The 22,970-nt window shown below is 38.5% G+C and carries 21 protein-coding genes and 1 other annotated feature; of the genes, 20 read left to right on the top strand and 1 reads right to left on the bottom strand.

Translation table 11 applies throughout. The annotated features are described in order from the left end of the window. Positions 1–17 precede the first annotated feature (17 nt). The 20 genes from pgeF to pyrE all read left to right on the top strand — a co-directional run bounded on the left by pgeF (position 18) and on the right by pyrE (position 20,996). A complete protein-coding gene (pgeF, locus tag H9655_RS07150) occupies positions 18–836 on the top strand; it encodes a peptidoglycan editing factor PgeF (RefSeq protein ID WP_191812369.1) in 819 nt (272 codons plus the stop codon). 4 nt (positions 837–840) lie between these two features. Next, positions 841–1,518, top strand: coding sequence for a YggS family pyridoxal phosphate-dependent enzyme (locus tag H9655_RS07145; protein WP_191812367.1), 678 nt, complete (start codon positions 841–843; stop codon positions 1,516–1,518). A 15-nt stretch (positions 1,519–1,533) separates the two neighbouring features. Beyond that, the gene (locus H9655_RS07140; protein WP_191812365.1) at positions 1,534–2,025 is read left to right on the top strand and encodes a cell division protein SepF; all 492 of its coding nucleotides are present in this window, start codon (positions 1,534–1,536) and stop codon (positions 2,023–2,025) included. A 7-nt stretch (positions 2,026–2,032) separates the two neighbouring features. Beyond that, complete coding sequence (locus tag H9655_RS07135; protein WP_191812363.1) at positions 2,033–2,299, top strand: YggT family protein; 267 nt, start codon at positions 2,033–2,035, stop codon at positions 2,297–2,299. 129 nt (positions 2,300–2,428) lie between these two features. Further along, positions 2,429–3,205, top strand: a complete 777-nt coding sequence (locus tag H9655_RS07130; RefSeq protein WP_191812361.1) for a YlmH family RNA-binding protein — start codon at positions 2,429–2,431, stop codon at positions 3,203–3,205. Positions 3,206–3,347: 142 nt separating this feature from the next. Continuing rightward, positions 3,348–3,863, top strand: a complete 516-nt coding sequence (locus H9655_RS07125; protein WP_191812359.1) for a DivIVA domain-containing protein — start codon at positions 3,348–3,350, stop codon at positions 3,861–3,863. 71 nt (positions 3,864–3,934) lie between these two features. Next, positions 3,935–4,186, top strand: a binding site (T-box leader). A 98-nt stretch (positions 4,187–4,284) separates the two neighbouring features. After that, positions 4,285–7,056: an isoleucine--tRNA ligase gene (gene ileS / locus H9655_RS07120; protein ID WP_191812357.1), complete on the top strand. Its 2,772-nt coding sequence runs from the start codon at positions 4,285–4,287 to the stop codon at positions 7,054–7,056. 339 nt (positions 7,057–7,395) lie between these two features. Further along, entirely contained in the window at positions 7,396–7,689 is a 294-nt protein-coding gene (locus H9655_RS07115) for a hypothetical protein (RefSeq protein ID WP_225230473.1), read from the top strand. A gap of 88 nt (positions 7,690–7,777) precedes the next feature. Beyond that, positions 7,778–8,263: a signal peptidase II gene (gene lspA, locus H9655_RS07110; RefSeq protein ID WP_191812354.1), complete on the top strand. Its 486-nt coding sequence runs from the start codon at positions 7,778–7,780 to the stop codon at positions 8,261–8,263. Then, positions 8,244–9,149: an RluA family pseudouridine synthase gene (locus H9655_RS07105; protein ID WP_191812352.1), complete on the top strand. Its 906-nt coding sequence runs from the start codon at positions 8,244–8,246 to the stop codon at positions 9,147–9,149. Before lspA ends, H9655_RS07105 begins: the two co-directional genes overlap by 20 nt. A 186-nt stretch (positions 9,150–9,335) precedes the next feature. Continuing rightward, entirely contained in the window at positions 9,336–9,878 is a 543-nt protein-coding gene (gene pyrR / locus H9655_RS07100; protein ID WP_191812350.1) for a bifunctional pyr operon transcriptional regulator/uracil phosphoribosyltransferase PyrR, read from the top strand. Between the two features lie 133 nt (positions 9,879–10,011). Further along, positions 10,012–11,289 (top strand): uracil-xanthine permease family protein, encoded by a 1,278-nt coding sequence (locus H9655_RS07095; RefSeq protein WP_191812348.1) that lies wholly within the window; start codon positions 10,012–10,014, stop codon positions 11,287–11,289. Positions 11,290–11,480: 191 nt separating this feature from the next. Next, positions 11,481–12,416: an aspartate carbamoyltransferase catalytic subunit gene (locus H9655_RS07090; protein ID WP_191812346.1), complete on the top strand. Its 936-nt coding sequence runs from the start codon at positions 11,481–11,483 to the stop codon at positions 12,414–12,416. After that, the gene (locus H9655_RS07085; RefSeq protein ID WP_191812344.1) at positions 12,379–13,665 is read left to right on the top strand and encodes a dihydroorotase; all 1,287 of its coding nucleotides are present in this window, start codon (positions 12,379–12,381) and stop codon (positions 13,663–13,665) included. The genes H9655_RS07090 and H9655_RS07085 overlap by 38 nt, the downstream gene beginning before the upstream one ends. Then, positions 13,662–14,750, top strand: coding sequence for a carbamoyl phosphate synthase small subunit (locus tag H9655_RS07080; RefSeq protein ID WP_191812342.1), 1,089 nt, complete (start codon positions 13,662–13,664; stop codon positions 14,748–14,750). Before H9655_RS07085 ends, H9655_RS07080 begins: the two co-directional genes overlap by 4 nt. Beyond that, positions 14,747–17,965 carry a carbamoyl-phosphate synthase large subunit gene (gene carB, locus H9655_RS07075; RefSeq protein WP_191812340.1) on the top strand — a complete coding sequence of 1,073 codons (3,219 nt, stop codon included), beginning with the start codon at positions 14,747–14,749 and terminating at the stop codon, positions 17,963–17,965. The genes H9655_RS07080 and carB overlap by 4 nt, the downstream gene beginning before the upstream one ends. Then, entirely contained in the window at positions 17,962–18,741 is a 780-nt protein-coding gene (locus H9655_RS07070; RefSeq protein ID WP_191812338.1) for a dihydroorotate dehydrogenase electron transfer subunit, read from the top strand. Before carB ends, H9655_RS07070 begins: the two co-directional genes overlap by 4 nt. Then, positions 18,738–19,679, top strand: a complete 942-nt coding sequence (locus H9655_RS07065) for a dihydroorotate dehydrogenase (protein WP_191812336.1) — start codon at positions 18,738–18,740, stop codon at positions 19,677–19,679. The genes H9655_RS07070 and H9655_RS07065 overlap by 4 nt, the downstream gene beginning before the upstream one ends. Beyond that, on the top strand, positions 19,651–20,367 hold the full coding sequence (gene pyrF / locus H9655_RS07060; RefSeq protein ID WP_191812334.1) for an orotidine-5'-phosphate decarboxylase: 717 nt from the start codon (positions 19,651–19,653) through the stop codon (positions 20,365–20,367). Before H9655_RS07065 ends, pyrF begins: the two co-directional genes overlap by 29 nt. Continuing rightward, positions 20,364–20,996, top strand: coding sequence for an orotate phosphoribosyltransferase (gene pyrE / locus H9655_RS07055; protein WP_191812332.1), 633 nt, complete (start codon positions 20,364–20,366; stop codon positions 20,994–20,996). The genes pyrF and pyrE overlap by 4 nt, the downstream gene beginning before the upstream one ends. A gap of 121 nt (positions 20,997–21,117) precedes the next feature. Here the strand turns inward: pyrE and H9655_RS07050 are convergent, their stop codons facing one another. After that, positions 21,118–22,830, bottom strand: coding sequence for an Rqc2 family fibronectin-binding protein (locus H9655_RS07050; RefSeq protein ID WP_191812330.1), 1,713 nt, complete (start codon positions 22,828–22,830; stop codon positions 21,118–21,120). Positions 22,831–22,970: the final 140 nt, after the last annotated feature.

Below are 22,970 nucleotides of genomic sequence, written 5' to 3'. Positions count from 1 at the left end.
AAAAATGGGGAAAGTGTATGGAGCCATTTCAACGAACGCATGAAAAATATTTAATCATAAAACATTGGTTTGAAAAATATGGACTGATGGCAGGCTTTACAACTAAAAATGATGGGTATAGTGAAAAAGATTACACATCACAAAACTTTGGCTTTCATGTAGGTGACCAACCAGCGCATGTGATCCAAAATCGTATAGCATTAGCGAAAGAATTGCAATTTCCATTAGAACATTGGGTGGGAGCAGAACAAACTCATGGTGTTCATATTGAATATGTTCAAAATAACCAAAGAGGTAGAGGCGCAAAAGAGTATGATACGGCATTTGCTGCTACGGACGCCTTGTATACGGATGAAAATAATATACTATTAACTATGTGTTATGCTGACTGTATTCCACTTTATTTCTTCCATCCCAAGAATCAATATATGGCAGTTGCTCATGCGGGATGGAAAGGAACCGTATTTGGAATCGCTAAAAATGTTTTAACTGCCTTTCATGAAAAAGGAATTCGTCCACAAGAGGTCGAAGTTGTTATAGGCCCAGGTATATGTCGCTCTTGTTATATTGTAGATAATTATGTGCTTAACAAGGTGAACGATGCCTTAGGAGAAATGGCTCCTAGTGTTTATAATGAAATATCTAAAGGTCAATATGAATTAGATTTAAAACGATGTAATCAACTCATATTGCAGAAATATGGTGTTTTACGAGATAATATTCATACAACTGAATTTTGTACAAGCTGTCATGATACCTTGTTTTTTTCCCACCGAAGAGATGAAGGGAAAACGGGTAGAATGATGAGCTTTATTGGTTTGTGTGAGGAGGAATAGCATCTTGAATGTACAAGAGAACTTAAAGAGGATTAAGGAAAATATACAAACTGTTTGTGAAAAAATGAATCGTCCTAGTGATGACGTAAAGATTATCGCAGTGACAAAATATGTATCAACAGAAAGAGCACAGGAGGCAATTGCAGCAGGAGTTAATAACCTAGGGGAAAATCGTGATGAAGGTCTGTTAGAAAAACAAGCCGTCATAAACAATGGGGCTGTTTGGCATTATATTGGGAGCTTACAATCTAGAAAAGTAAAAAATATCATAAATGAAGTGGATTATATACATTCATTAGATCGGATGTCTCTTGCTAAAGAGATTGAAAAGCGTGCGAAAAAATCAATTAAATGCTTTATTCAAGTGAATGTGTCTGGAGAAGATTCAAAGCAAGGGTTATCCAGAGAAGAAGTCATTCCTTTTGTTAAAGCGTTGTCAGATTTTAAACAAATAGAAGTAGTAGGCCTTATGACTATGGCGCCATTGACAAATGATGAGACAGTATTAAGAAACTGTTTTCGAAATTTGAAGTTGCTTCAGCAAGAAGTAGTATCACTTCAATTATCTCATGCACCGTGTATAGAATTATCAATGGGAATGTCCAATGATTATCAAATTGCTATTGAAGAAGGCGCAACAATGGTCCGTATAGGAACGGCTTTAGTTGGAAAAGAAAAGTAAGGAGGTTAGGTGCAGATGAGTATAAAATCAAAGTTTAAATCATATTTCTTTTTAGATGACGAAGAAGACAACTATGAGCCAAGAGAAGATGAGTACGCCAATAGCAGGGATCGTAAAGAGGAACAAGAAACAACCTCTATTCGGACATCGCAAAGGCAGCACGCTGCAACAAAACAAAATGTTGTTAGTTTACAATCTGTTCAAGGACAAGGCGGTCAGCAAAAATCATCTAAAGTTGTTCTTGTTGAGCCACGCGTCTATGCGGAAGCGCAAGAAATTGCTGATCAATTAAAGAATAGAAAAGCAGTGGTTGTTAATCTTCAAAGAATTGATAAAAGCCAAGCAAAGCGCATTGTTGATTTTTTAAGTGGAACGGTGTATGCCATTGGTGGAGATATACAAAAAATTGGAATGGACATCTTTTTATGTACGCCTGAAAATGTTGAAGTATCAGGGAATATTTCGCAAATGATTCAGGAACATGAAGAAGAGAACTCGAGGTGGTAAATTAATTATGGCAACTTTATTTTCGATTATTATTACAGCCGTGGAGATTTATTCATGGGCATTAATCATTTACATACTCATGTCATGGTTCCCAAATGCAAGGGAATCTAGTATTGGGCAAGTTCTAACAAAAATTTGTGAACCCTTTCTAGAACCATTTAGACGTGTTATTCCGCCAATTGGTGGAATGTTAGATATTTCTCCGATTGTGGCTATTTTAGTATTAAATTTAGCAACATCGGGAATTCGACAAATCTTTTTATGGATGATGTAAAAAATACGAGCTAATGCTTAGCTCGTATTTTTGTTTTTTTTTAATAATAGGTTTTCAAAGGAAATTGCAAAACATGCAAATTTAATAAATGATATACTATAACACAACTGTTGTTAAAGGAGTAAGCTCATGTCAAATATATATCAACACTTTCGTCCGGAAGAGAGGGAGTTTATTGATCAAGTGTTAAGTTGGCGACAAACGGTTGAACAATCGTATGCGCCTAAGCTTACTGACTTTCTCGATCCAAGGGAACAAGATATTTTACACACCATCATTGGATCACAAAGTGATGTGTGCGTGCAATTTGAAGGTGGACATAGAAACGCCGAAAGAAAACGTGCGCTAATTTATCCAGATTATTTTGTACCGGAAATGGACGATTTTTGCTTAGAATTATACGAAGTAAATTATCCTCATAAATTCGTATTAATCGAGCATCCACAAGTGCTCGGCAGTCTTATGTCACTCGGATTGAAAAGAAGTAAATTTGGAGATATTTTGTTTGAAGGTCATACGATACAAGTAATTGTTTCTAAGGAAGTATCATCTTATATTTCTATGCAATTAGAATCTGTTGGGAAAGCTTCTGTTAAACTTGAAGAAAAACCATTTTCATCTGTTATTGATGCAAAAGAGCAATGGCAAGAAAAAGTTTTTACAATGTCATCCTTAAGACTTGATACGTTGATTGCATCAATTTATAATTTTTCTAGACAAAAGGCGCAACAACTTATTGCTGCAAAAAAAGTAAAAGTAAATTGGGCAATGAAAGAAAATGTAGCGTTCGATTGCCGTGAAAGTGATACGATTTCTGTTAGAGGCTATGGGCGCTGTAAGGTGATTGCGATAGAAGGAAAAACGAAGAAAGAAAAATGGAAAGTAGTTGTTGGTATACAAAAATAATCTTTTTTAGCTATAATGATTATAGTGTTTTACCGATATAAAATTGAAAGTGTATCGAATTTTATGCAGGAATCTGCAAGAAACTGTCGAATTACATGTTAACAAATACATAATTTGACCAACTGATCTAGGAGGTGGCCTTATGCCATTAACACCGTTAGATATTCATAACAAAGAGTTCAGCAAAGGTTTTCGTGGATATGATGAAGATGAAGTAAATGAGTTTTTAGATCAAGTGATTAAAGACTATGAAATCATTATTCGTGAGAAGAAGGAATTAGAAGAGCGTTTAAACGACTTAAATGAAAGAGTCGGACATTTTAATACGATTGAAGAGACGTTAAATAAGTCGATTGTTGTTGCGCAAGAAGCTGGGGAAGAAGTGAAGCGAAACGCACAGAAAGAGGCAAAGCTAATTATTCGTGAGGCGGAGAAAAACGCTGACAGGATTGTGAATGAATCATTATCTAAAGCAAGGAAGATTGCGCTGGATATAGAAGATTTGAAAAAGCAATCGAAAGTATTTAGAAATCGTTTTAAAATGTTAATCGAAGCCCAATTAGATATGCTACAAAATGATGATTGGGACCACTTAATGGAATATGAGCTAGATACAACAGACTTGAAGTCTACAAAAGAAGAAGAATCTAGGGTATAAGATACTTTAACTTCTGAATTAAACCGACTTGACGAAGTTGTATCCTATCGCATATAATCTAGAAAAAACATGATAAAACGATGACAGGGATAGTAGCATTCTATCTTACTTAAAAGAGTGGATTCCCACTTCAGCGATTCAGGGAAGGTGAAAGCCTGATATTAAGAAGAAGAATTTGAACATCACCCTTGAGTTCCTTACTTGAGCTAAAAAGTTAGAGTAAGGCGTAGACGTTCACGTTACGAATTGATTTTTGAGCGGATAGGGAATTTCTCTATCTACAAGGGTGGTACCGCGGGAATATATAACCTCTCGTCCCTTTTTTTGGGATGAGGGGTTTTTTGTGTTTTCCCCGAGTACCTTATGTATGAGCGCTACTTTGGTCATAATGTTATGTAGTATGTTGAGGAGGAAATGAGCTATGGATTACAAAGATACTTTATTAATGCCTAAAACAGATTTTCCAATGAGAGGAAATTTGCCAAAAAGAGAACCTGAAATGCAAACAGAATGGAATGAACAAGATATTTACGCAAAAGTGCTTGAGCGCACGAAAAATCAGCCATTGTTTATCCTGCACGACGGACCTCCCTATGCGAATGGCGATCTTCATATCGGACATGCGTTAAATAAAGTTTTAAAAGACTTCATTAACCGCTATAAGTCAATGAGTGGTTACCATGCACCATATGTACCTGGTTGGGATACGCATGGATTGCCCATTGAACAAGCATTAACGAATAAAGGTGTAAAACGTAAAGAAATGACGGTAGCAGAATTTCGTAAACTTTGTGAAGAATATGCTTACGGTCAAATCGAGAATCAACGTGAACAATTTATGCGGTTGGGTGTTCGCGGAGATTGGGAAAATCCCTATATTACATTAAAACCTGCCTATGAGGCCCAACAAATCAAAGTTTTTGGTGAGATGGCGAAAAAAGGTTATATCTATAAAGGGAAGAAACCTGTTTACTGGTCTCCATCATCTGAGTCTGCATTAGCAGAAGCTGAGATTGAATATAAAGATAAGCAATCCGCTTCCATTTATGTAGGATTTAAAGTGAAAGACGGTAAAGATGTTTTATCTGAAGACGTACGTATTGTTATTTGGACAACGACGCCTTGGACAATGCCGGCTAACTTAGGTATTTCTGTCCACCCGAAACTAAAGTATGTTGTCGTTGAAGTGGCTAACGAAAAATATTTAGTAGCTGAAGATCTACTAGGGTCTGTAACAGAAGAGATTGGCTGGGAAAATCCTAAGGTCGTTCAAACGATTCAAGGTAGTGAGTTAGAATATGTGACTGCTGAACATCCATTATATGGCCGTGATTCACTTGTTATGCTTGGTGACCATGTAACTACAGACGCTGGTACTGGTTGTGTTCATACGGCTCCAGGACATGGTGAAGACGACTTTTACATTGGCTCTAAATATGGCTTAGATGTATTATGTCCGGTGGATGACAAAGGGGTAATGACAGAAGAAGCACCTGGTTTTGAAGGTCTTTTCTATGATAAGGCCAATAAACCAATCACAGAAAAATTGGAAGAAGTTGGCGCGTTATTGAAGCTTTCTTTTATCAAGCATTCTTATCCACATGATTGGCGCACAAAAAAACCAGTTATTTTCCGTGCAACAGCCCAATGGTTTGCTTCTATTAAAGATTTTAGACAAGAATTATTGCAAGCAATTAATGATACAACATTTACACCGGCATGGGGCGAAACAAGGCTTTATAATATGGTTCGTGATCGTGGTGATTGGTGTATTTCTAGACAGCGTGCATGGGGTGTGCCAATTCCTGTCTTCTATGCAGAAAATGGAGAAGAGATTATTACAGACGAAACAATTGATCATGTATCCCAACTATTTAGAGAGCATGGTTCGAATGTGTGGTTTGAAAAAGAGGCGAAGGAATTATTGCCTGAAGGATTTACTCATCCAGGTAGTCCAAATGGTGTGTTTACAAAAGAAACGGATATTATGGATGTTTGGTTTGATTCCGGCTCTTCGCATCAAGCAGTATTACTTGAGCGTGAAGATTTACAAAGACCAGCAGACCTTTATCTAGAAGGGTCTGACCAATATAGAGGTTGGTTTAACTCATCATTATCTACAGGTGTCGCTGTAACTGGTAAAGCACCATATAAAGGCATCTTAAGTCACGGCTTTGTTTTAGATGGTGAAGGTAGAAAAATGAGTAAGTCAATTGGTAATGTCATTGTACCTTCAAAAGTGATGAACCAATTAGGTGCAGATATTTTAAGACTTTGGGTTGCATCAGTTGATTACCAAGCAGATGTAAGAGTATCTGATCCAATCTTAAAACAAGTAGCAGAAGTTTACCGTAAAATTAGAAACACTTTCCGCTTCTTATTAGGAAACTTAGCTGATTTCGATCCGGCAGTACATCGTGTCTCTTATGATGAATTACGTGAAGTCGATCAGTTTATGTTAGTAAAGTTAAATAACCTAATCGAAACATCGCTACAAGCTTATGAGAACTATGAATTTGCAGGCATTTACCATGCTGTTAATAATTTCTGTACTTTAGACTTAAGTTCATTCTATCTAGATTTTGCGAAAGATGTTCTGTACATTGAAGCGCAAGATCAACATGATCGTCGTGCGATTCAAACAGTGCTTTATGATAGCTTAGTTGCCCTTACTAAGCTTGTATCACCGATTCTTTCTCATACTGCTGATGAAGTATGGCGTCACATTCCAAGTGTGGAAGAGATGAGTGTTCAATTGACAGATATGCCGACAGTACAAACTTTTGCTAATGCGGAAGAATTAACGACAAAATGGACAGCTTTCATGAAATTAAGAAATCATGTCCTAAAAGCGCTAGAAGAAGCACGAAATGAAAAAGTGATCGGTAAATCATTGACAGCAAAAGTAACGTTGTATGTTGATAACGAAACCAATTCCTTACTTGATTCTATTTCAGAAAGCTTACCACAACTATTTATCGTTTCTGCATTTGAAGTGGCAGGCAGCTTAGAGCAAGCACCAAATGAAGCGCATAAATTTGACAATGTAGCAATCATGGTTTCTAAAGCTGAAGGTGAAACATGTGAACGTTGTTGGACAGTCACTCCAGATGTTGGGGAAGTAGAAGAATTTTCAACCCTTTGCCCACGTTGTGCTACTGTCGTGAAAGAAAACTATAGCCATTTGAACTAAATTTAGTATTAGCCTAATCAAGGCCCGAACTATTCGTTCGGGTCTTTTTCTGTTTTCTTTTCATGATTATATAAGAAGGGTGAATGAAGTTAGAAATCAAGGAGAATTCTAAAAAAGATTTGCTATAAAAACGATTATAATTTTAATGAAAAGTTGTTAACAAATATTGAAGTGAATAATTTTATCATGTCTCAACCTTTTCCTCTTTTAGTGAAACTAATAAAATTTTCCTCAACCTGTAAAACTTGTTCAGCTTGTAAAATCTTTAGAAGCGTTCAAAATTAGCCAGTTGCTCATAATAACTTTATGAACAATCTTGAAGGATGAAGGGGGATTTTTTTGAACAATCAACCACATGTTATTCCACTAATTGAAGAGCTTCGTAATACGAGACAAGAGTTACTGGAGAGGTTAATGCAAAGTAATCTTCACCCCTTTATAAATGAAATGATATTAGATGAATTATATGATGTTGAAAAGGCGATAGAGAAGTATGAAAATGGCCAATTTGGCACATGTGAAATTTCTGGTGAGTTTTTGCCAGAAGATTTATTAACATTAATCCCTACGCTACAAACAATGGACGATTGTCAGTCTCTTAAAAGGTTCTATCGTAAAGCCCTTTATGATTAAAACAATGCCTTAAAGAGCAATGCTACCGTTTTTTATGGGTTTATGCTAAAATGCAAAGGTATACAAATGAATATTGGAGGTTGCCTTTGTGTTTTTCTACATAATCGCTTTATTGATTATTGCTTTTGATCAATGGACTAAATGGTTAATTGTCAAGAATTTTACGCTTGGTGAAAGTATGACTGTCATTGAAGATTTTCTGTATATTACTTCCCATCGGAACACAGGTGCAGCCTGGGGAATATTAGAAGGTCAAATGTGGTTTTTTTATTTGATTACTGTTATTGTCATCATCGGAATCATTTATTATATGCAAACACATGCGAAGGGAAAATGGCTTCTTCAGCTTTCATTAGCACTAATATTAGGTGGTGCAATTGGAAACTTTATTGATCGTCTTTGGCGAAAAGAAGTGGTTGATTTTATTCATACATTCCCGTTCGGATATAACTTCCCGATATTTAATGTTGCGGACTCCTCTCTATGTATAGGTGTCGTGCTGTTATTAATACAGATGATACGAGAGGAAAGAGAAGTGAAAAAGGAGAAAGCAAATGAGCAAAGTGGAACATAATATCACCGAAAATCAAGCGGGTGATCGTATTGATAAGGTGCTGGCTAATCTGAATGCAGAATGGTCAAGAACACAAGTGCAAGAATGGATAAAAGCAGGACATGTGCTTGTCAATGGTAATAAAGTAAAAACAAATTATAAGGTAGTAAATGAAGACCAGCTTGATATAATTATTCCTGATCCAGAGCCATTAGATGTAGTTGCTGAGGAAATGGACTTGGATATTTATTATGAAGATAGTGATGTTTTAGTAGTCAATAAACCGAGGGGAATGGTTGTGCACCCTGCGGTTGGGCATGGAACAGGTACATTGGTAAACGGCTTACTAGCACATTGTAAAGACTTATCAGGTATAAATGGGGTCATGAGACCAGGTATTGTCCACAGAATTGATAAGGATACATCCGGCCTGCTTATGGTGGCTAAAAATGATCTCGCCCATGAGAATTTAGTAGAGCAACTTGTGAATAAAACGGTGACAAGAAAATATAAAGCGGTTGTGCACGGCGTATTAAATCATGATCATGGTACAATTGATGCACCTATCGGGAGAGACACGAAAGATCGCCAAAGTATGACGGTTGTTGATAATGGCAAACATGCTGTTACGCATTTCAATGTTATCGAGCGCTTTAAAGATTTTACTTTGATAGAATGTCAGCTTGAGACGGGAAGAACGCATCAAATACGTGTTCATATGAAATATATTGGCTTTCCATTAGCTGGAGATCCGAAATATGGGCCGCGAAAAACAGTTGAGTTCGGCGGACAAGTGCTTCATGCAGGGGTGTTAGGGTTCAATCATCCAAGAACAGGTGAGTACCTAGAATTTACCGCACCATTGCCAGCTGATTTCAAACAGCTCATTGCTATGTTGGAAAAATAATTGTTGACAAGTAAGTTGAAGTGTTATAAGATGAATTCAGTTAAATAAGTCCTTTAAAAGCAGTCCCGTGAGGCTGGGAAGGAAACGGTATGAACATGCGGTTGTTGTATGTTCAAATAAAGTACGATCGTTTACCCTCTCTCCTTTAGGTGAGAGGGTTTTTTAGTATAAAATGAGGTGAAAAAGATGTCACAAAAAGCCATTGTACTGGACGAACAAGCGATAAGAAGAGCACTAACAAGAATAGCTCATGAAATGATTGAAAAGAATAAGGGCATTGAGGATTGTGTGCTTATTGGAATTAAGACAAGAGGGATTTATATTGCTAATCGCCTAGCAAAGCGAATAGAAGAAATTGAAGGTGCCAAAGTAGCGGTTGGTGAAATCGATATTACTCTCTATAGAGATGACTTATCAAAGAAGACAGATAATCAAGAACCGCTCGTTAAGGGGTCAAATATCCCGATTGATATTAACGATAAGAAAGTGATTGTCATTGATGATGTCCTTTATACAGGAAGGACAGTAAGAGCAGCATTAGATGCTTTAATTGATTTAGGTAGACCTTCAGCTATCCAGTTAGGTGTGCTTGTAGATCGTGGTCATAGAGAATTACCGATTAGAGCTGATTATGTTGGGAAAAACATTCCGACTTCAAGTTCTGAAAAAATAGTTGTCGAACTAAATGAAATTGATCAAACAGATCAAGTAAGTATCTTTGAAAAATAAAATGAGCCCTTTTTAAATGCAGTCCAGAGAGGCTGACAAAGGGGGAAGTAACAGACTGCTCCTGGTCTGTGCTTACCAACCCTCTTTGTCCGCAGGCAAAGAGGGTTTTATATTAAAGGGGAGAAATACCACCATGAATAAACCAGTATTAGACATACATGATAAACCAACGCCAGTACATTGGCTCACCCTCAGTTTACAACATTTATTCGCCATGTTTGGTGCTACCATCTTAGTACCATACTTAGTAGGTTTAAGCCCAGCTATTGCCCTAATCTCAAGTGGTATCGGAACACTTGCTTTCCTAATGATTACAAAATGGAAAGTTCCTGCATACCTAGGTTCGTCTTTCGCATTTATTATTCCTATCCAGACCGCACAGCTCGAAGGTGGACCTGGCGCTGCCATGATAGGAAGCTTTATGGCAGGTCTCGTTTATGGGGTCGTCGCTCTTATTATTAAGCAAGCGGGTTATCGTTGGATTTTGAAATTATTACCACCCATTGTTACAGGGCCTGTTATCATCGTTATCGGACTTGCGTTATCTGGAACTGCAATTGACATGGCCATGAACAACCCAGTAACAGGAGAATATAGCATGCTTCACTTCTCGGCAGCTTTAATTACGCTTGCTGCTACAGTCATTATCTCAGTTTATGGAAAAGGCATGCTTGGAATGATTCCGATTCTTGCTGGTATCATTATCGGTTATGTATATTCACTCATGATTGGCATTGTTGACTTCTCAGTTGTTGCAAAAGCTGCATGGTTTGAAATGCCTGAATTTATCTTACCTGTGATGGATTATGATGTCAGAATTACTCTTGATCTTGCTCTACTGATGATCCCAGTTGCTGTTGTCACTCTTTCTGAACATATCGGTCATCAACTTGTACTCGGAAAAGTAGTGGGCAAAGACTATATAAAAGACCCAGGTTTACATCGTTCCATCTTAGGAGATGGGATGGGAACAATGTTATCAGCTCTAATTGGTGGACCACCGAAAACCACCTATGGAGAAAATATCGGTGTCCTTGCAATCACCAAAATTTACAGTGTTTATGTCATTGCCGGAGCAGCAGTGATTGCCATCGTCTTCGGATTTATCGGAAAAGTAACAGCTTTAATAAGTTCAATACCGACACCAGTTATGGGCGGGGTTTCAATCCTTCTATTCGGTATCATAGCTTCTTCAGGATTAAGGATGCTTGTAGATAATAAAATCGACTTTGGAAATAACCGTAACCTAGCTATCGCCTCTGTTATCCTTGTATTAGGAATTGGCGGCGCGCATTTACAACTTTGGGTCTTCAACTTAGAGGGAATGGCGATTGCCGCAATTGCTGGGGTTGTACTCAACTTAGTCTTACCGGGTAAACCGGAAGTAGATGAAAATATGTTTGAAAACTAATTACGCCTTTTAAAAGGAATCCAGAGAGGTTCATAAGGGTGTTGAGGAGCTGAGTTCAAAGTGGGAAGAAAATCTCACTTTGAATCACTCATGTTTATTCGACACCTTGACTTGTTTTTGTCAAGGTGTTTTTTAATAGAAGTCAAGGGAGATCAACCTTTACGCTTCAATAAAAAAGGAGGCTGTCTTTTATGGAACATTGTCTGACTACAACTGATCTAACAATAGACGAAATTCAAGGGATTTTAGCCGATGCAGAGCGTTTTATTAACGGTGAAATATGGAAGCCTAAAAACAAAGTTTTTATCGCGAATCTCTTTTTTGAAAACAGCACAAGAACAAAGTGTAGCTTTGAAGTTGCTGAAAGAAGATTGGGCTTAGATATTATTCCATTTGAAGTGAGTACTTCTAGTGTGTCAAAGGGTGAAACGCTCTATGACACAGTAAGGACGCTTGAAGCAATTGGTGTTCAACTAGCTGTCATCAGGCATCACGAGAATTGTTATTTTGATCAACTTATTGGGAAGACGAAAAGTGCGATTATTAATGCAGGCGATGGTTGTGGACATCATCCCACACAATCTTTGCTTGACTTACTAACAATTAAACAAGAATTCGGTAGCTTTAAAGGGTTAAAGGTAGCAATCGTTGGTGACTTACGTCATAGCCGTGTTGCAAGGTCAAATGCAGAGAGTTTAAATCGGTTAGGTGCAAACGTGATTTTCTCAGGACCAGAAATATGGTTCGATCAAAGTATGGCCCAACACGGGCAATATGTGTCTATCGATCAAGCGGTAAAAGAAGCCGATGTCATCATGTTGCTAAGGGTACAGCATGAACGCCATGAAGGTAGTATATGGGACGCTGAAAAGTATCATAAAGCATTTGGATTGACACTTGAACGGGAAAAAATGATGAAAAAGAGCAGCATTATTATGCACCCTGCACCAGTTAACCGTGGTGTAGAGATTGCAGACAGTCTAGTTGAGTGTGGACGGTCGAGAATTTTCAAACAAATGAAAAATGGTGTATTTATTAGAATGGCGGTATTAAAAAGAATAATTGAACAACTTGAAGGGGGAGAGCGTAATGGGAATCATCATCAAAAATGGTCAATTGCTTACTAATGAAGGGGAATTACTTCAACAGGATGTGTTCATTAACGATGGGAAGATTGAAGAAATCAGTGACTCTATCGCAGTAAATGATCATGAGGTCATTGATGCAACAGGTCAACTTGTAACAGCAGGATTTGTCGACCTTCATGTCCATTTACGCGAGCCAGGTGGTGAACATAAAGAAACAATTGCAACTGGTACACAGGCAGCGGCGCGAGGCGGATTCACTACAATTGCTGCCATGCCAAATACAAGACCTGTACCAGATAGTAAGGAACAAATGGAAACATTACATAAAAGAATCACTGAAACAGGCGTAGTGGAAGTATTACCATATGCCTCGATCACGATAAGAGAAGCTGGAGAAGAACTCACAGATTTTGCAGCACTTAAAGAAGCAGGAGCCTTCGCTTTTACTGACGACGGGGTTGGGGTGCAGTCAGCAGATATGATGTACTCAGCGATGAAAAAAGCAGCAGAAGTAAATATGGCAATTGTCGCTCATTGTGAGGAAAATACATTAATTCATAAAGGAGCCGTTCATGAAGGGAAGTTTTCAAAAGCGCAAGGGATAAACGGTATCCCTTCAGTATGTGAATCTGTGCATATTGCAAGAGACGTGCTATTAGCAGAGGCAGCCAATTGCCATTATCATGTTTGTCATATTAGCACAAAAGAATCAGTTCGGGTGGTAAGAGATGCCAAAAGAGCAGGGATTAAAGTAACGGCAGAGGTGACGCCACACCACTTATTGTTATCAGAAGAAGATATTCCTGGTCTTGATACTAACTATAAGATGAATCCGCCACTTAGAGGCAAAGACGATCAAGAAGCGCTGTTGGAGGGGCTACTAGATGGCACCATCGATTTTATCGCTACTGACCATGCCCCGCATACAGCAGAAGAGAAGGCTGAAGGGATGACATTATCACCATTCGGTATTGTAGGGTTAGAGACAGCTTTTCCACTTCTTTATACGAACTTTGTTAAGAAAGGTATTTTCACACTAAAGCAACTCATCGATTTCTTAACAATAAAACCAGCTGAATCTTTCTCTTTAAATAGAGGGTTATTACAAACAGGAAACAGGGCAGATATTGTTTTGCTTGATTTAGAAAAGGAAGAAGCAGTTGATCCAGATACCTTCTTATCAAAAGGTAAAAATACACCGTTTGCTGGTTGGAAGTGTAAAGGTTGGCCAACAACGACAATTGTTGCTGGAAAGGTAGTCTTTAAAAAGGGGAGTGTAACAGCATGAAAAGACAATTGATTTTAGAGGATGGCACAGTATTTATTGGTGAAGGCTTTGGTAGTGGTAAACAAACGATGGGTGAAGTCGTGTTTAATACAGGTATGACAGGATACCAAGAAGTTTTATCTGATCCTTCGTATTGTGGCCAAATTGTGACTTTAACTTACCCGTTAATCGGTAATTATGGTATTAACCGTGATGACTTTGAATCTATTCATCCAGCTATCAGTGGCTTCATTGTTAAAGAAGCAGCGGAATATCCATCAAACTTTCGTAATCAACAATCGCTTGCTGAGTACTTTTCTATGAAAGACATTCCAGGCATCGCAGGGATTGATACGCGAAAGTTAACACGAATCATCCGTAAAGCCGGAACATTAAAAGGAACGATTTGTAGCATAGAAGAAAATGTTACCGATGTATTAGAAAAAATGAAAGCAACTAAACTGCGAGTGGATCAAGTAAAGCAAGTATCAACAAAAACGCCTTACCCATCACCAGGGCGTGGCAGAAGAGTAGTATTGGTCGATTTTGGTATGAAGCACGGGATTTTAAGAGAGTTAAATAAAAGAGACTGTGACGTCATAGTCGTTCCCTATCATACATCTGCACAAGAAATATTAAACTTGAGCCCGGACGGTATTATGTTATCTAATGGTCCTGGGGATCCAAAAGATGTGCCCCAAGCAATTGAAATGGTTAGAGAGATTTTAGGTAAAGTCCCACTATTCGGCATTTGTCTCGGCCATCAAATTTTCGCTCTCGCATGCGGAGCAAATACTGAAAAAATGAAGTTTGGTCATCGTGGGTCGAATCATCCCGTAAAAGACTTGGCTACCGGTAAGATTGCAATCACTTCACAAAACCACGGTTACTCTGTCAACGAGATGTCGGTTGATCAGACAGACCTAGAAATTACGCATATTGCCTTGAATGATGGCACAGTTGAAGGGTTAAAACATAAAGTCTACCCTGCTTTCACCGTACAGTACCACCCAGAAGCATCACCTGGACCAGAGGATGCGAACGGTCTTTTTGAACAGTTTTTAAGTTTAATTGAAACGAACAGACAGGAAGGTGTTTATCAATGACAAAGCGTACAGACATAAAAAGCATATTAGTAATTGGATCAGGCCCCATTGTCATTGGGCAAGCGGCAGAATTTGACTATGCTGGAACACAAGCATGTATCGCACTAAAAGAAGAAGGTTACCGTGTCATTTTAGTCAACTCCAATCCAGCCACGATTATGACTGATACAGAAATTGCCGATGCAGTCTACATTGAGCCGTTAACACTTGAGTTTGTTAGTAAAATTATTAGAAAAGAACGTCCGGATGCCCTCGTACCAACGTTAGGTGGGCAAACAGGTTTAAATTTGGCGGTAGAATTAGCCAAATCAGGTGTGTTAGAAGAATGTCAGGTAGAAATTTTAGGAACGAAGCTATCTGCGATTGAACAAGCAGAGGATCGTGATTTGTTCCGTACGTTGATGAATGAGCTCGGTGAACCGGTACCTGATAGTGAAATTATTCACACATTAGAAGAGGCCAAACAATTTGTTGACATTGTTGGTTACCCAGTCATCGTAAGACCTGCTTTTACACTAGGTGGAACAGGTGGAGGCATTTGCCACAACGAAGAAGAACTAAATGAAATCGTGACAAGCGGATTGAAAAATAGCCCAGTGACCCAATGTTTGCTAGAGAAAAGTATTGCCGGTTTTAAAGAGATAGAATATGAGGTTATGAGAGATTCAAATGATAACGCAATTGTCGTTTGTAATATGGAGAATATTGATCCTGTCGGGGTACATACAGGAGACAGTATTGTTGTGGCACCAAGCCAAACATTAAGTGATCGTGAATATCAAATGCTGAGAAACGCTTCTCTTAAAATAATTAGAGCACTTGGGATTGAAGGTGGCTGTAACGTTCAACTCGCACTTGATCCCTACAGTTTCCATTACTACATTATTGAAGTGAATCCTAGAGTCAGTCGTTCTTCCGCACTCGCCTCTAAAGCGACGGGCTATCCAATTGCCAAGCTTGCAGCAAAAATTGCCGTTGGGTTAACTTTAGATGAAATGATGAACCCTGTAACAGGAAAAACATATGCAAGCTTTGAACCAGCATTAGACTATATCGTGACAAAAATTCCACGTTGGCCATTTGATAAATTTGAATCGGCAAATCGTTCATTAGGTACGCAAATGAAAGCAACTGGTGAAGTCATGGCGATTGGCCGGAATTTTGAAGAGTCAATTTTGAAAGCTGTAAGGTCACTAGAAGCAAATGTGCACCACCTTTTCTTGCAAAACGGGGCCGAAATTGATGATGCTCTTTTACAAAAGCGTATTCGTAAAGCTGGTGATGAGCGTTTATTCTATATAGGTGAAGCGTTAAGACGCGGAGTTACAATAGAAACCATTCATGAATGGAGCCAAATCGACTTATTTTTCCTATATAAATTGAATAAAATTGTGGAGATGGAAACTCAATTAGCAAAAAATATTGGAAACCTAGAAACTTTACAACTAGCGAAAAAACTAGGCTTTGCTGATACGACGATCGCCAACTTGTGGTCAATGAAAGAAAGAGAAGTCTATGAAATGAGAAAAGAGGCGTGTATCACCCCAGTTTATAAAATGGTCGACACTTGTGCGGCAGAATTTGAATCGGAAACACCTTATTATTACGGTGCATATGAAGATGAGAATGAGTCGATTGTGACAAATAGGAAGAGTGTGCTTGTATTGGGGTCTGGTCCAATCAGAATCGGTCAAGGTGTAGAGTTTGATTATTCCACTGTTCATGCGGTATGGGCAATAAAAGAAGCTGGATATGAAGCCATCATTATCAACAATAACCCTGAAACAGTTTCAACTGACTTTAGTATTTCGGATAAACTATATTTTGAACCATTAACGATTGAAGATGTAATGCATATTATTGACCTCGAGAAGCCAGAAGGAGTAGTTGTTCAGTTCGGTGGTCAAACGGCGATTAACTTAGCAGCAGGTCTTGTGGAACGCGGAGTGAAAATATTAGGAACTTCGCTAGAGAATCTCGATCGCGCAGAAGACCGAGACAAGTTTGAACATGCATTGCAAGAATTAAACATACCTATGCCGCAAGGGAAAACAGCATTATCAGTAGAAGAAGCGGTGGAGATTGCAACTGATATCGGTTATCCAGTTCTTGTTAGACCCTCTTATGTACTAGGTGGTCGAGCGATGGAAATCGTATATAAAGAAGAGGAGCTTCTCTTCTATATGAAGAACGCTGTGAAAGTAAATCCGGAGCATCCAGTATTAATCGATCGATACTTAACGGGGAAAGAAATTGAAGTGGATGCAATCAGTGATGGAAAGACTGTAGTTATTCCAGGAATAATGGAGCATATCGAACGAGCTGGGGTGCACTCAGGGGATTCGATCGCTGTTTATCCTCCACAAAATATAAGTGTTAGCATTCAAGAGAAACTAGTTGATTATACGGAGAGGTTGGCAAAAGGACTTGGTATTATCGGGTTATTAAATATCCAATATGTCGTCTCAAAAGGTGAAGTATATGTGCTCGAAGTCAACCCCCGCTCAAGTAGAACGGTACCTTTTTTGAGTAAAATTACAAACGTACCAATGGCGAAGATTGCAACAAAGGTCATTCTAGGGGAAACATTACAAAGTCAAGGGTATGAAAATGGGTTGGTACCTGAAAAAACAGGTGTATACGTTAAAGTACCGGTGTTTTCTTTCGCAAAATTGAGAAGAGTTGACATCACCCTTGGTCCAGAAATGAAATCAACTGGTGAGGTGATGGGTAAAGATCAAACACTTGAAAAAGCTTTATATAAAGGGTTAGTTGCTTCGGGTATGAAGATTTATCCATATGGCACAGTTTTAATGACTATAGCAGACAAAGATAAAGAAGAAGCTTTGAGTCTCGCCAAACGCTTTGCTTCTACCGGTTATAGATTAATGGCAACAAGTGGTACGGCTGAATATCTTCAAAGTGCCGGTATACCTGTTGATATTACGAATAAAATTGGTGCTGATGAGCCGAACTTACTTGATGTCATTCGAAATGGGCAAGCGCAAATTGTCATTAATACACTGACAAAAGGAAAGCAACCAGCAAGAGATGGCTTTAGAATTCGCAGGGAATCGGTAGAAAATGGGGTTCCATGCTTAACATCATTAGATACGGCAGATGCGATTCTACAAGTCATCGAATCAATGACTTTCTCTGCAGATGCAATGAATAAACTAGAAGAAAAAGTAGTACAGGAGGCGGTTTTCTTATGATCAAACAAGAAATATGTCAAGTAATTGATCAAAGAGAAATCGCAACAAATATTTATGAGCTCACTGTAAAAGGTGAGCTTGTTCATGAAATGACAGAGCCAGGTCAGTTTGTACATGTAAAAGTGAATAACAGCCTTTCACCTCTATTAAGAAGACCGATATCTATTGCAAATATAGATCAATCCAGACAGACTTTCACAATGATTTACCGTGCAGAGGGGAAAGGTACAAGTCTGTTAGCGAAATTAAAACAAGGCGATTTACTTGATGTGTTAGGCCCACTTGGTCACGGTTTTCCTGTAGATGAAGTAGAGTCTTGTGAAACGGCATTGCTCGTTGGTGGCGGCATAGGCGTCCCGCCGCTATATGAACTTTCGCAAAGACTAACGGCAAATGGTGTAAATGTAATCCATGTTCTCGGATTTCAAACGAAGAATGCCGTTTTTTATGAAGAAGAATTTAAGCAATTAGGTGCAACTTATATTACAACTGCTGATGGGAGTTACGCTTATTCAGGGTTAGTCACTGATGTCATTAAAAATGAAAATATAACTTTTGATGTTTTGTACACTTGCGGGCCAACACCAATGCTACGGGCACTTGAGAAAGAAAACAGACATAAAAAGGTATTTTTATCCTTAGAAGAGAGAATGGGTTGCGGAATAGGTGCTTGCTTTGCTTGTGTTTGCCATACAGGTGACGATCCAACAGGAGTTTCTTATAAAAAGGTTTGTAGTGATGGGCCCGTATTTAGGGCAGGGGAGGTTGTCATTTGAATGCTCTAAATATTAGCCTACCAGGGCTTAGTTTGAAAAACCCAATTATGCCGGCATCGGGTTGCTTTGGATTCGGTAGAGAATATAGTCACTTGTATGATTTAAGTCAGCTTGGTGCGATTATGATTAAAGCGACAACGAAAGAAGCTAGGTTCGGAAATCCAACACCGCGGGTAGCAGAAACATCTGCGGGTATGTTGAACGCAATTGGACTGCAAAATCCTGGATTGACAAAAGTTGTTGAAGAAGAATTACCATGGCTCTCTCAATTTGATGTCCCTATTATAGCGAATGTAGCGGGATCGATGGAGGAAGATTATATCGCAGTAGCAAAAGAGATTTCACAAGCACCGAATGTTCATGCGCTTGAGTTGAATATTTCTTGCCCGAATGTGAAAACAGGTGGTATTGCCTTTGGTACTGTTCCGGAAATTGCGCAATCATTAACGAAAAAGGTGAAGGAAGTCTCAGCAGTACCTGTATATGTAAAACTCTCTCCAAACGTAACAAATATCGTTGAAATGGCAAAAGCCGTTGAAAATGGTGGGGCAGACGGATTAACGATGATTAATACACTTGTAGGGATGAGAATCGATATAAGGACCGGTAAACCAGTGATTGCTAATCAAACAGGGGGGCTTTCCGGACCGGCCATTAAACCTGTTGCTATTCGTATGATTCATGAAGTAAGCCAGCAAGTGTCCATTCCGATCATAGGCATGGGGGGCGTGGAAACGGCTGAAGATGTAATTGAATATTTTTATGCCGGAGCAAGCGCCGTTGCAGTGGGGACGATGAACTTTGTTGATCCATTTATCTGTCCAAAAATAATCGCAGAGTTGCCAGAACTGATTCACTCATTAGGCTTTGATCATATTTCTGAATGTACAGGAAGGAGCTGGAAGACTGTTGAAAAACTCACTCATCATCGCGCTTGATTTTGCTAATGGTCAACAAGTGGACGATTTCCTCAAACCTTTCACAAATGAGCAATTATTCTTAAAGGTTGGAATGGAGCTATATTATCAAGAAGGTCCACAAATTGTGGAACGATTAAAAGCTGAAGGCCACCAAGTTTTCCTAGATTTAAAGCTACACGATATTCCGAATACAGTAAAAAGTGCCATGAGGGGACTTGCTCGTCTCGGATGTGACTTAGTGAATGTTCATGCAGCTGGTGGAATGGAGATGATGAAAGCAGCTGTTGAAGGGCTTGAGGAAGGGAAACTTCAAGGCGATGAACGGGCAAAAATAATTGCAGTCACCCAATTAACGAGTACATCACAACAACAAATGAATAAAGAACAGTTAATTCCTGGTTCATTAAACGAGTCGGTATTGCACTATAGTCAATTAACGAAACAAGCTGGGTTGGACGGAGTCGTTTGTTCTACTTTTGAAGCAAAGCAAATTGCAGAAAGGTTAGGCAATGATTTTCTAACAGTTACACCAGGAATTAGGATGGCGAATGATGATAAACAAGATCAAAAAAGGGTTGCCACACCTGATTTTGCCAGAAGCGAAGGTGTCTCAGCGATTGTGGTCGGACGCTCCATTACAAAAGCAACTGATTCCCTTGCTGCCTATTATCAAATTAAAAATCTTTGGGAGGGCATTTCCGTATGAAAAAACAAATAGCAGAAAGCTTATTAACTATTAAAGCAGTGGCATTAAATCCTAAAGATCCGTTTACTTGGTCGTCAGGTTTAAAATCTCCCATATACTGTGATAATCGTTTAACATTAGCGTATCCAGCAGTAAGAAGTGAAATAGCTAAAGGCCTCAAAGCGTTAATTGAAGATCATTATGGTGATGCTGAAGTAATAGCGGGAACAGCAACTGCAGGTATACCACATGCTGCATGGGTAAGTGAGCGGATGAACTTACCGATGTGTTATGTACGTTCAACAGCAAAAGCGCATGGTAAAGGAAAACAAATTGAAGGGAAGGCAGAAAAAGGGCAAAAAGTAGTAATAGTTGAAGATTTAATTTCAACCGGTGGCAGTGCTATCAATGCAGTAGAAGCATTAAGAGATGCTGGCTGTGAAGTGTTAGGGATTGTCGCTATCTTCACTTATCAATTGCAAAAAGGAGAAGAGTTACTTCAAGCTGCGAAAGTCTCAGCTCACACACTTTCCGATTTTAATGCATTAAAAGAGGTCGCAAAAGAGCAAGGTACAATTGAGGCATCAGACTTTGATGTATTAGACGAATGGAAAAAAGATCCACAAGCATGGGGCAAAGCATTCGCATAACAAAAATGGTCGAAAAGTTTGATTACTTTTCGACCATCCTATGTGTATTGTCCTGAGATATTACAGCGACGATAAAAATCCCAATTGATGGTCTTTAATGAATCCATCAATTGGGGTTTTTTTATTTCTTTTTACTTAGTGAAATGACTTTTTCTTCATCAGGGGTGACGAAGATTGTTTGTTGTTGATCATAAATGACAAATCCTGGCTTAGCACCGCTTGGCTTTTTCACATTGCGTACCTTTGTAAAATCGACGGGAACACTGCTTGAGTTACGTGCTTTACTAAAGTAGGCAGCTAAACAAGCAGCTTCTTGTATAACCTCATTACTTGGCGCTTTATCTCTAATGACCACATGGGAACCGGGAATATCTTTTGTATGTAGCCATATGTCATCTTTTGCTGCTAATTTATTTGTTAAATAATCATTTTGCTTGTTGTTTTTACCAACAATCATCTCTGTACCATCACTAGCGACAAAATAATCGAGAATTGGCTTTGTATTTCCGGGCTTTTTCTGTTTTCTTTGTCTTTCCCGTAAGTAACCACCTTCAACGAGTTCCTCACGTATTTCTTCAATATCTTTCGGTGAAGCGGTTTGTATTTGTTGTAACAGATGATCGAAGTAGTTAACTTCTTCATAGGCTTGATCTATTTGTTCTTGTACAACTTGTTTGGCATGTTTTGCTTTTTGATATTTTTTAAAGTATAGCTGTGCATTTTGCGATGGTGTTTTTTGTGTATCTAAAGGGATCAGGACATTGCTGCCATTTTCATCATAATAATTGCTCACTTCAATCTCATCCATCCCTCTTTGAATGGCATACATATGAGCGGTAATTAATTCACCGTACAATTGAAATTGCTCGGCGTTTTTTGCATCTTGCATCGTTTGCTTTAATTTCTCTATTTTTTTTGTATTTTTTTCTTTTTCATTGCTAATGAATTTTTCCAAGTCATTGCCTTGTTGTTTGACGCGGTCTCTTTCAGCTTTGCCGAAATAATAGCGGTCAAGCATTTGACTTAAACTCTCGAAATGACGGTGTTCTCCTTTAATATGATCTAATTGAAGGAAATAGAAAGTCTCTTTTTGATCACTCGTCGTGATGGTTGGTTTAACTTTGTTGCTTCTTACTTTATCCATTGCCATGATAAAAGCTGATGGTAATGTTGCGCGGTTGGCTAGACCTGCTTGATAAACAATTTCTTTTGCAAACAGTGGTGAAAATCCGCTGTAATGTTCTACAAGCTGTTTATCTAACTTCCCGCTATTAAAGTCCAATCTTCGTAATACATCCGTCTCATCTGCTTCTAATGGGTTGGCTTTATTTTGCGCAGGTGGAGCCATATAAGTTTGACCTGGAAGTAAGGCACGATGCCTATTAACGGCAAAGGATACGTGTTTAATACAATCGAGAATCATATTTCGTTCTTGATCGATAAGCGTAATATTGCTATGTCGTCCCATTATTTCAATAATCAGCTTTTTATAGGATACGTCTCCAATCTCATTACGGCCTTTGATTTCAAGGATAATAATGCGGTCTAAATCCATTTGTTTAATATCTTCTAATATATATCCTTCTAAATGTTTTCTTAATAGCATACAAAACATCGGTGGAATGCTAGGGTTGTCATAGGTTTCATTCGTTAATTGTACCCGAGCATAACTTGGATGAGCAGATAAAAGTAATTTATGATTTTTTCCGTTTGCTCTAATCACTAATATCATTTCATTTTTATAAGGTTGGTGAACTTTATTAATTCGACCACCTTTAAGAGTGGATTGTAACTCCTCTACCATCGCTTTTGTAAATAATCCATCAAATGACATTGAAAACATCCTTTTCTACGCACGAGATTCAGCGCTGTGCGTCTCTTTACTTTATGGAAGCTATTTTCCCATAAACAAATGGTTTTTAAAAGCTTTCTGTTTATGTAAAAAACATTCTTTCTCATAATAGCATAGCATTT

This window comes from Cytobacillus stercorigallinarum (assembly GCF_014836495.1).
Taxonomy (GTDB): domain Bacteria; phylum Bacillota; class Bacilli; order Bacillales; family Cytobacillaceae; genus Cytobacillus; species Cytobacillus stercorigallinarum.
Note: the sequence above shows the minus strand (reverse complement) of the source record. Positions and strands in the feature narration are given on the sequence as shown.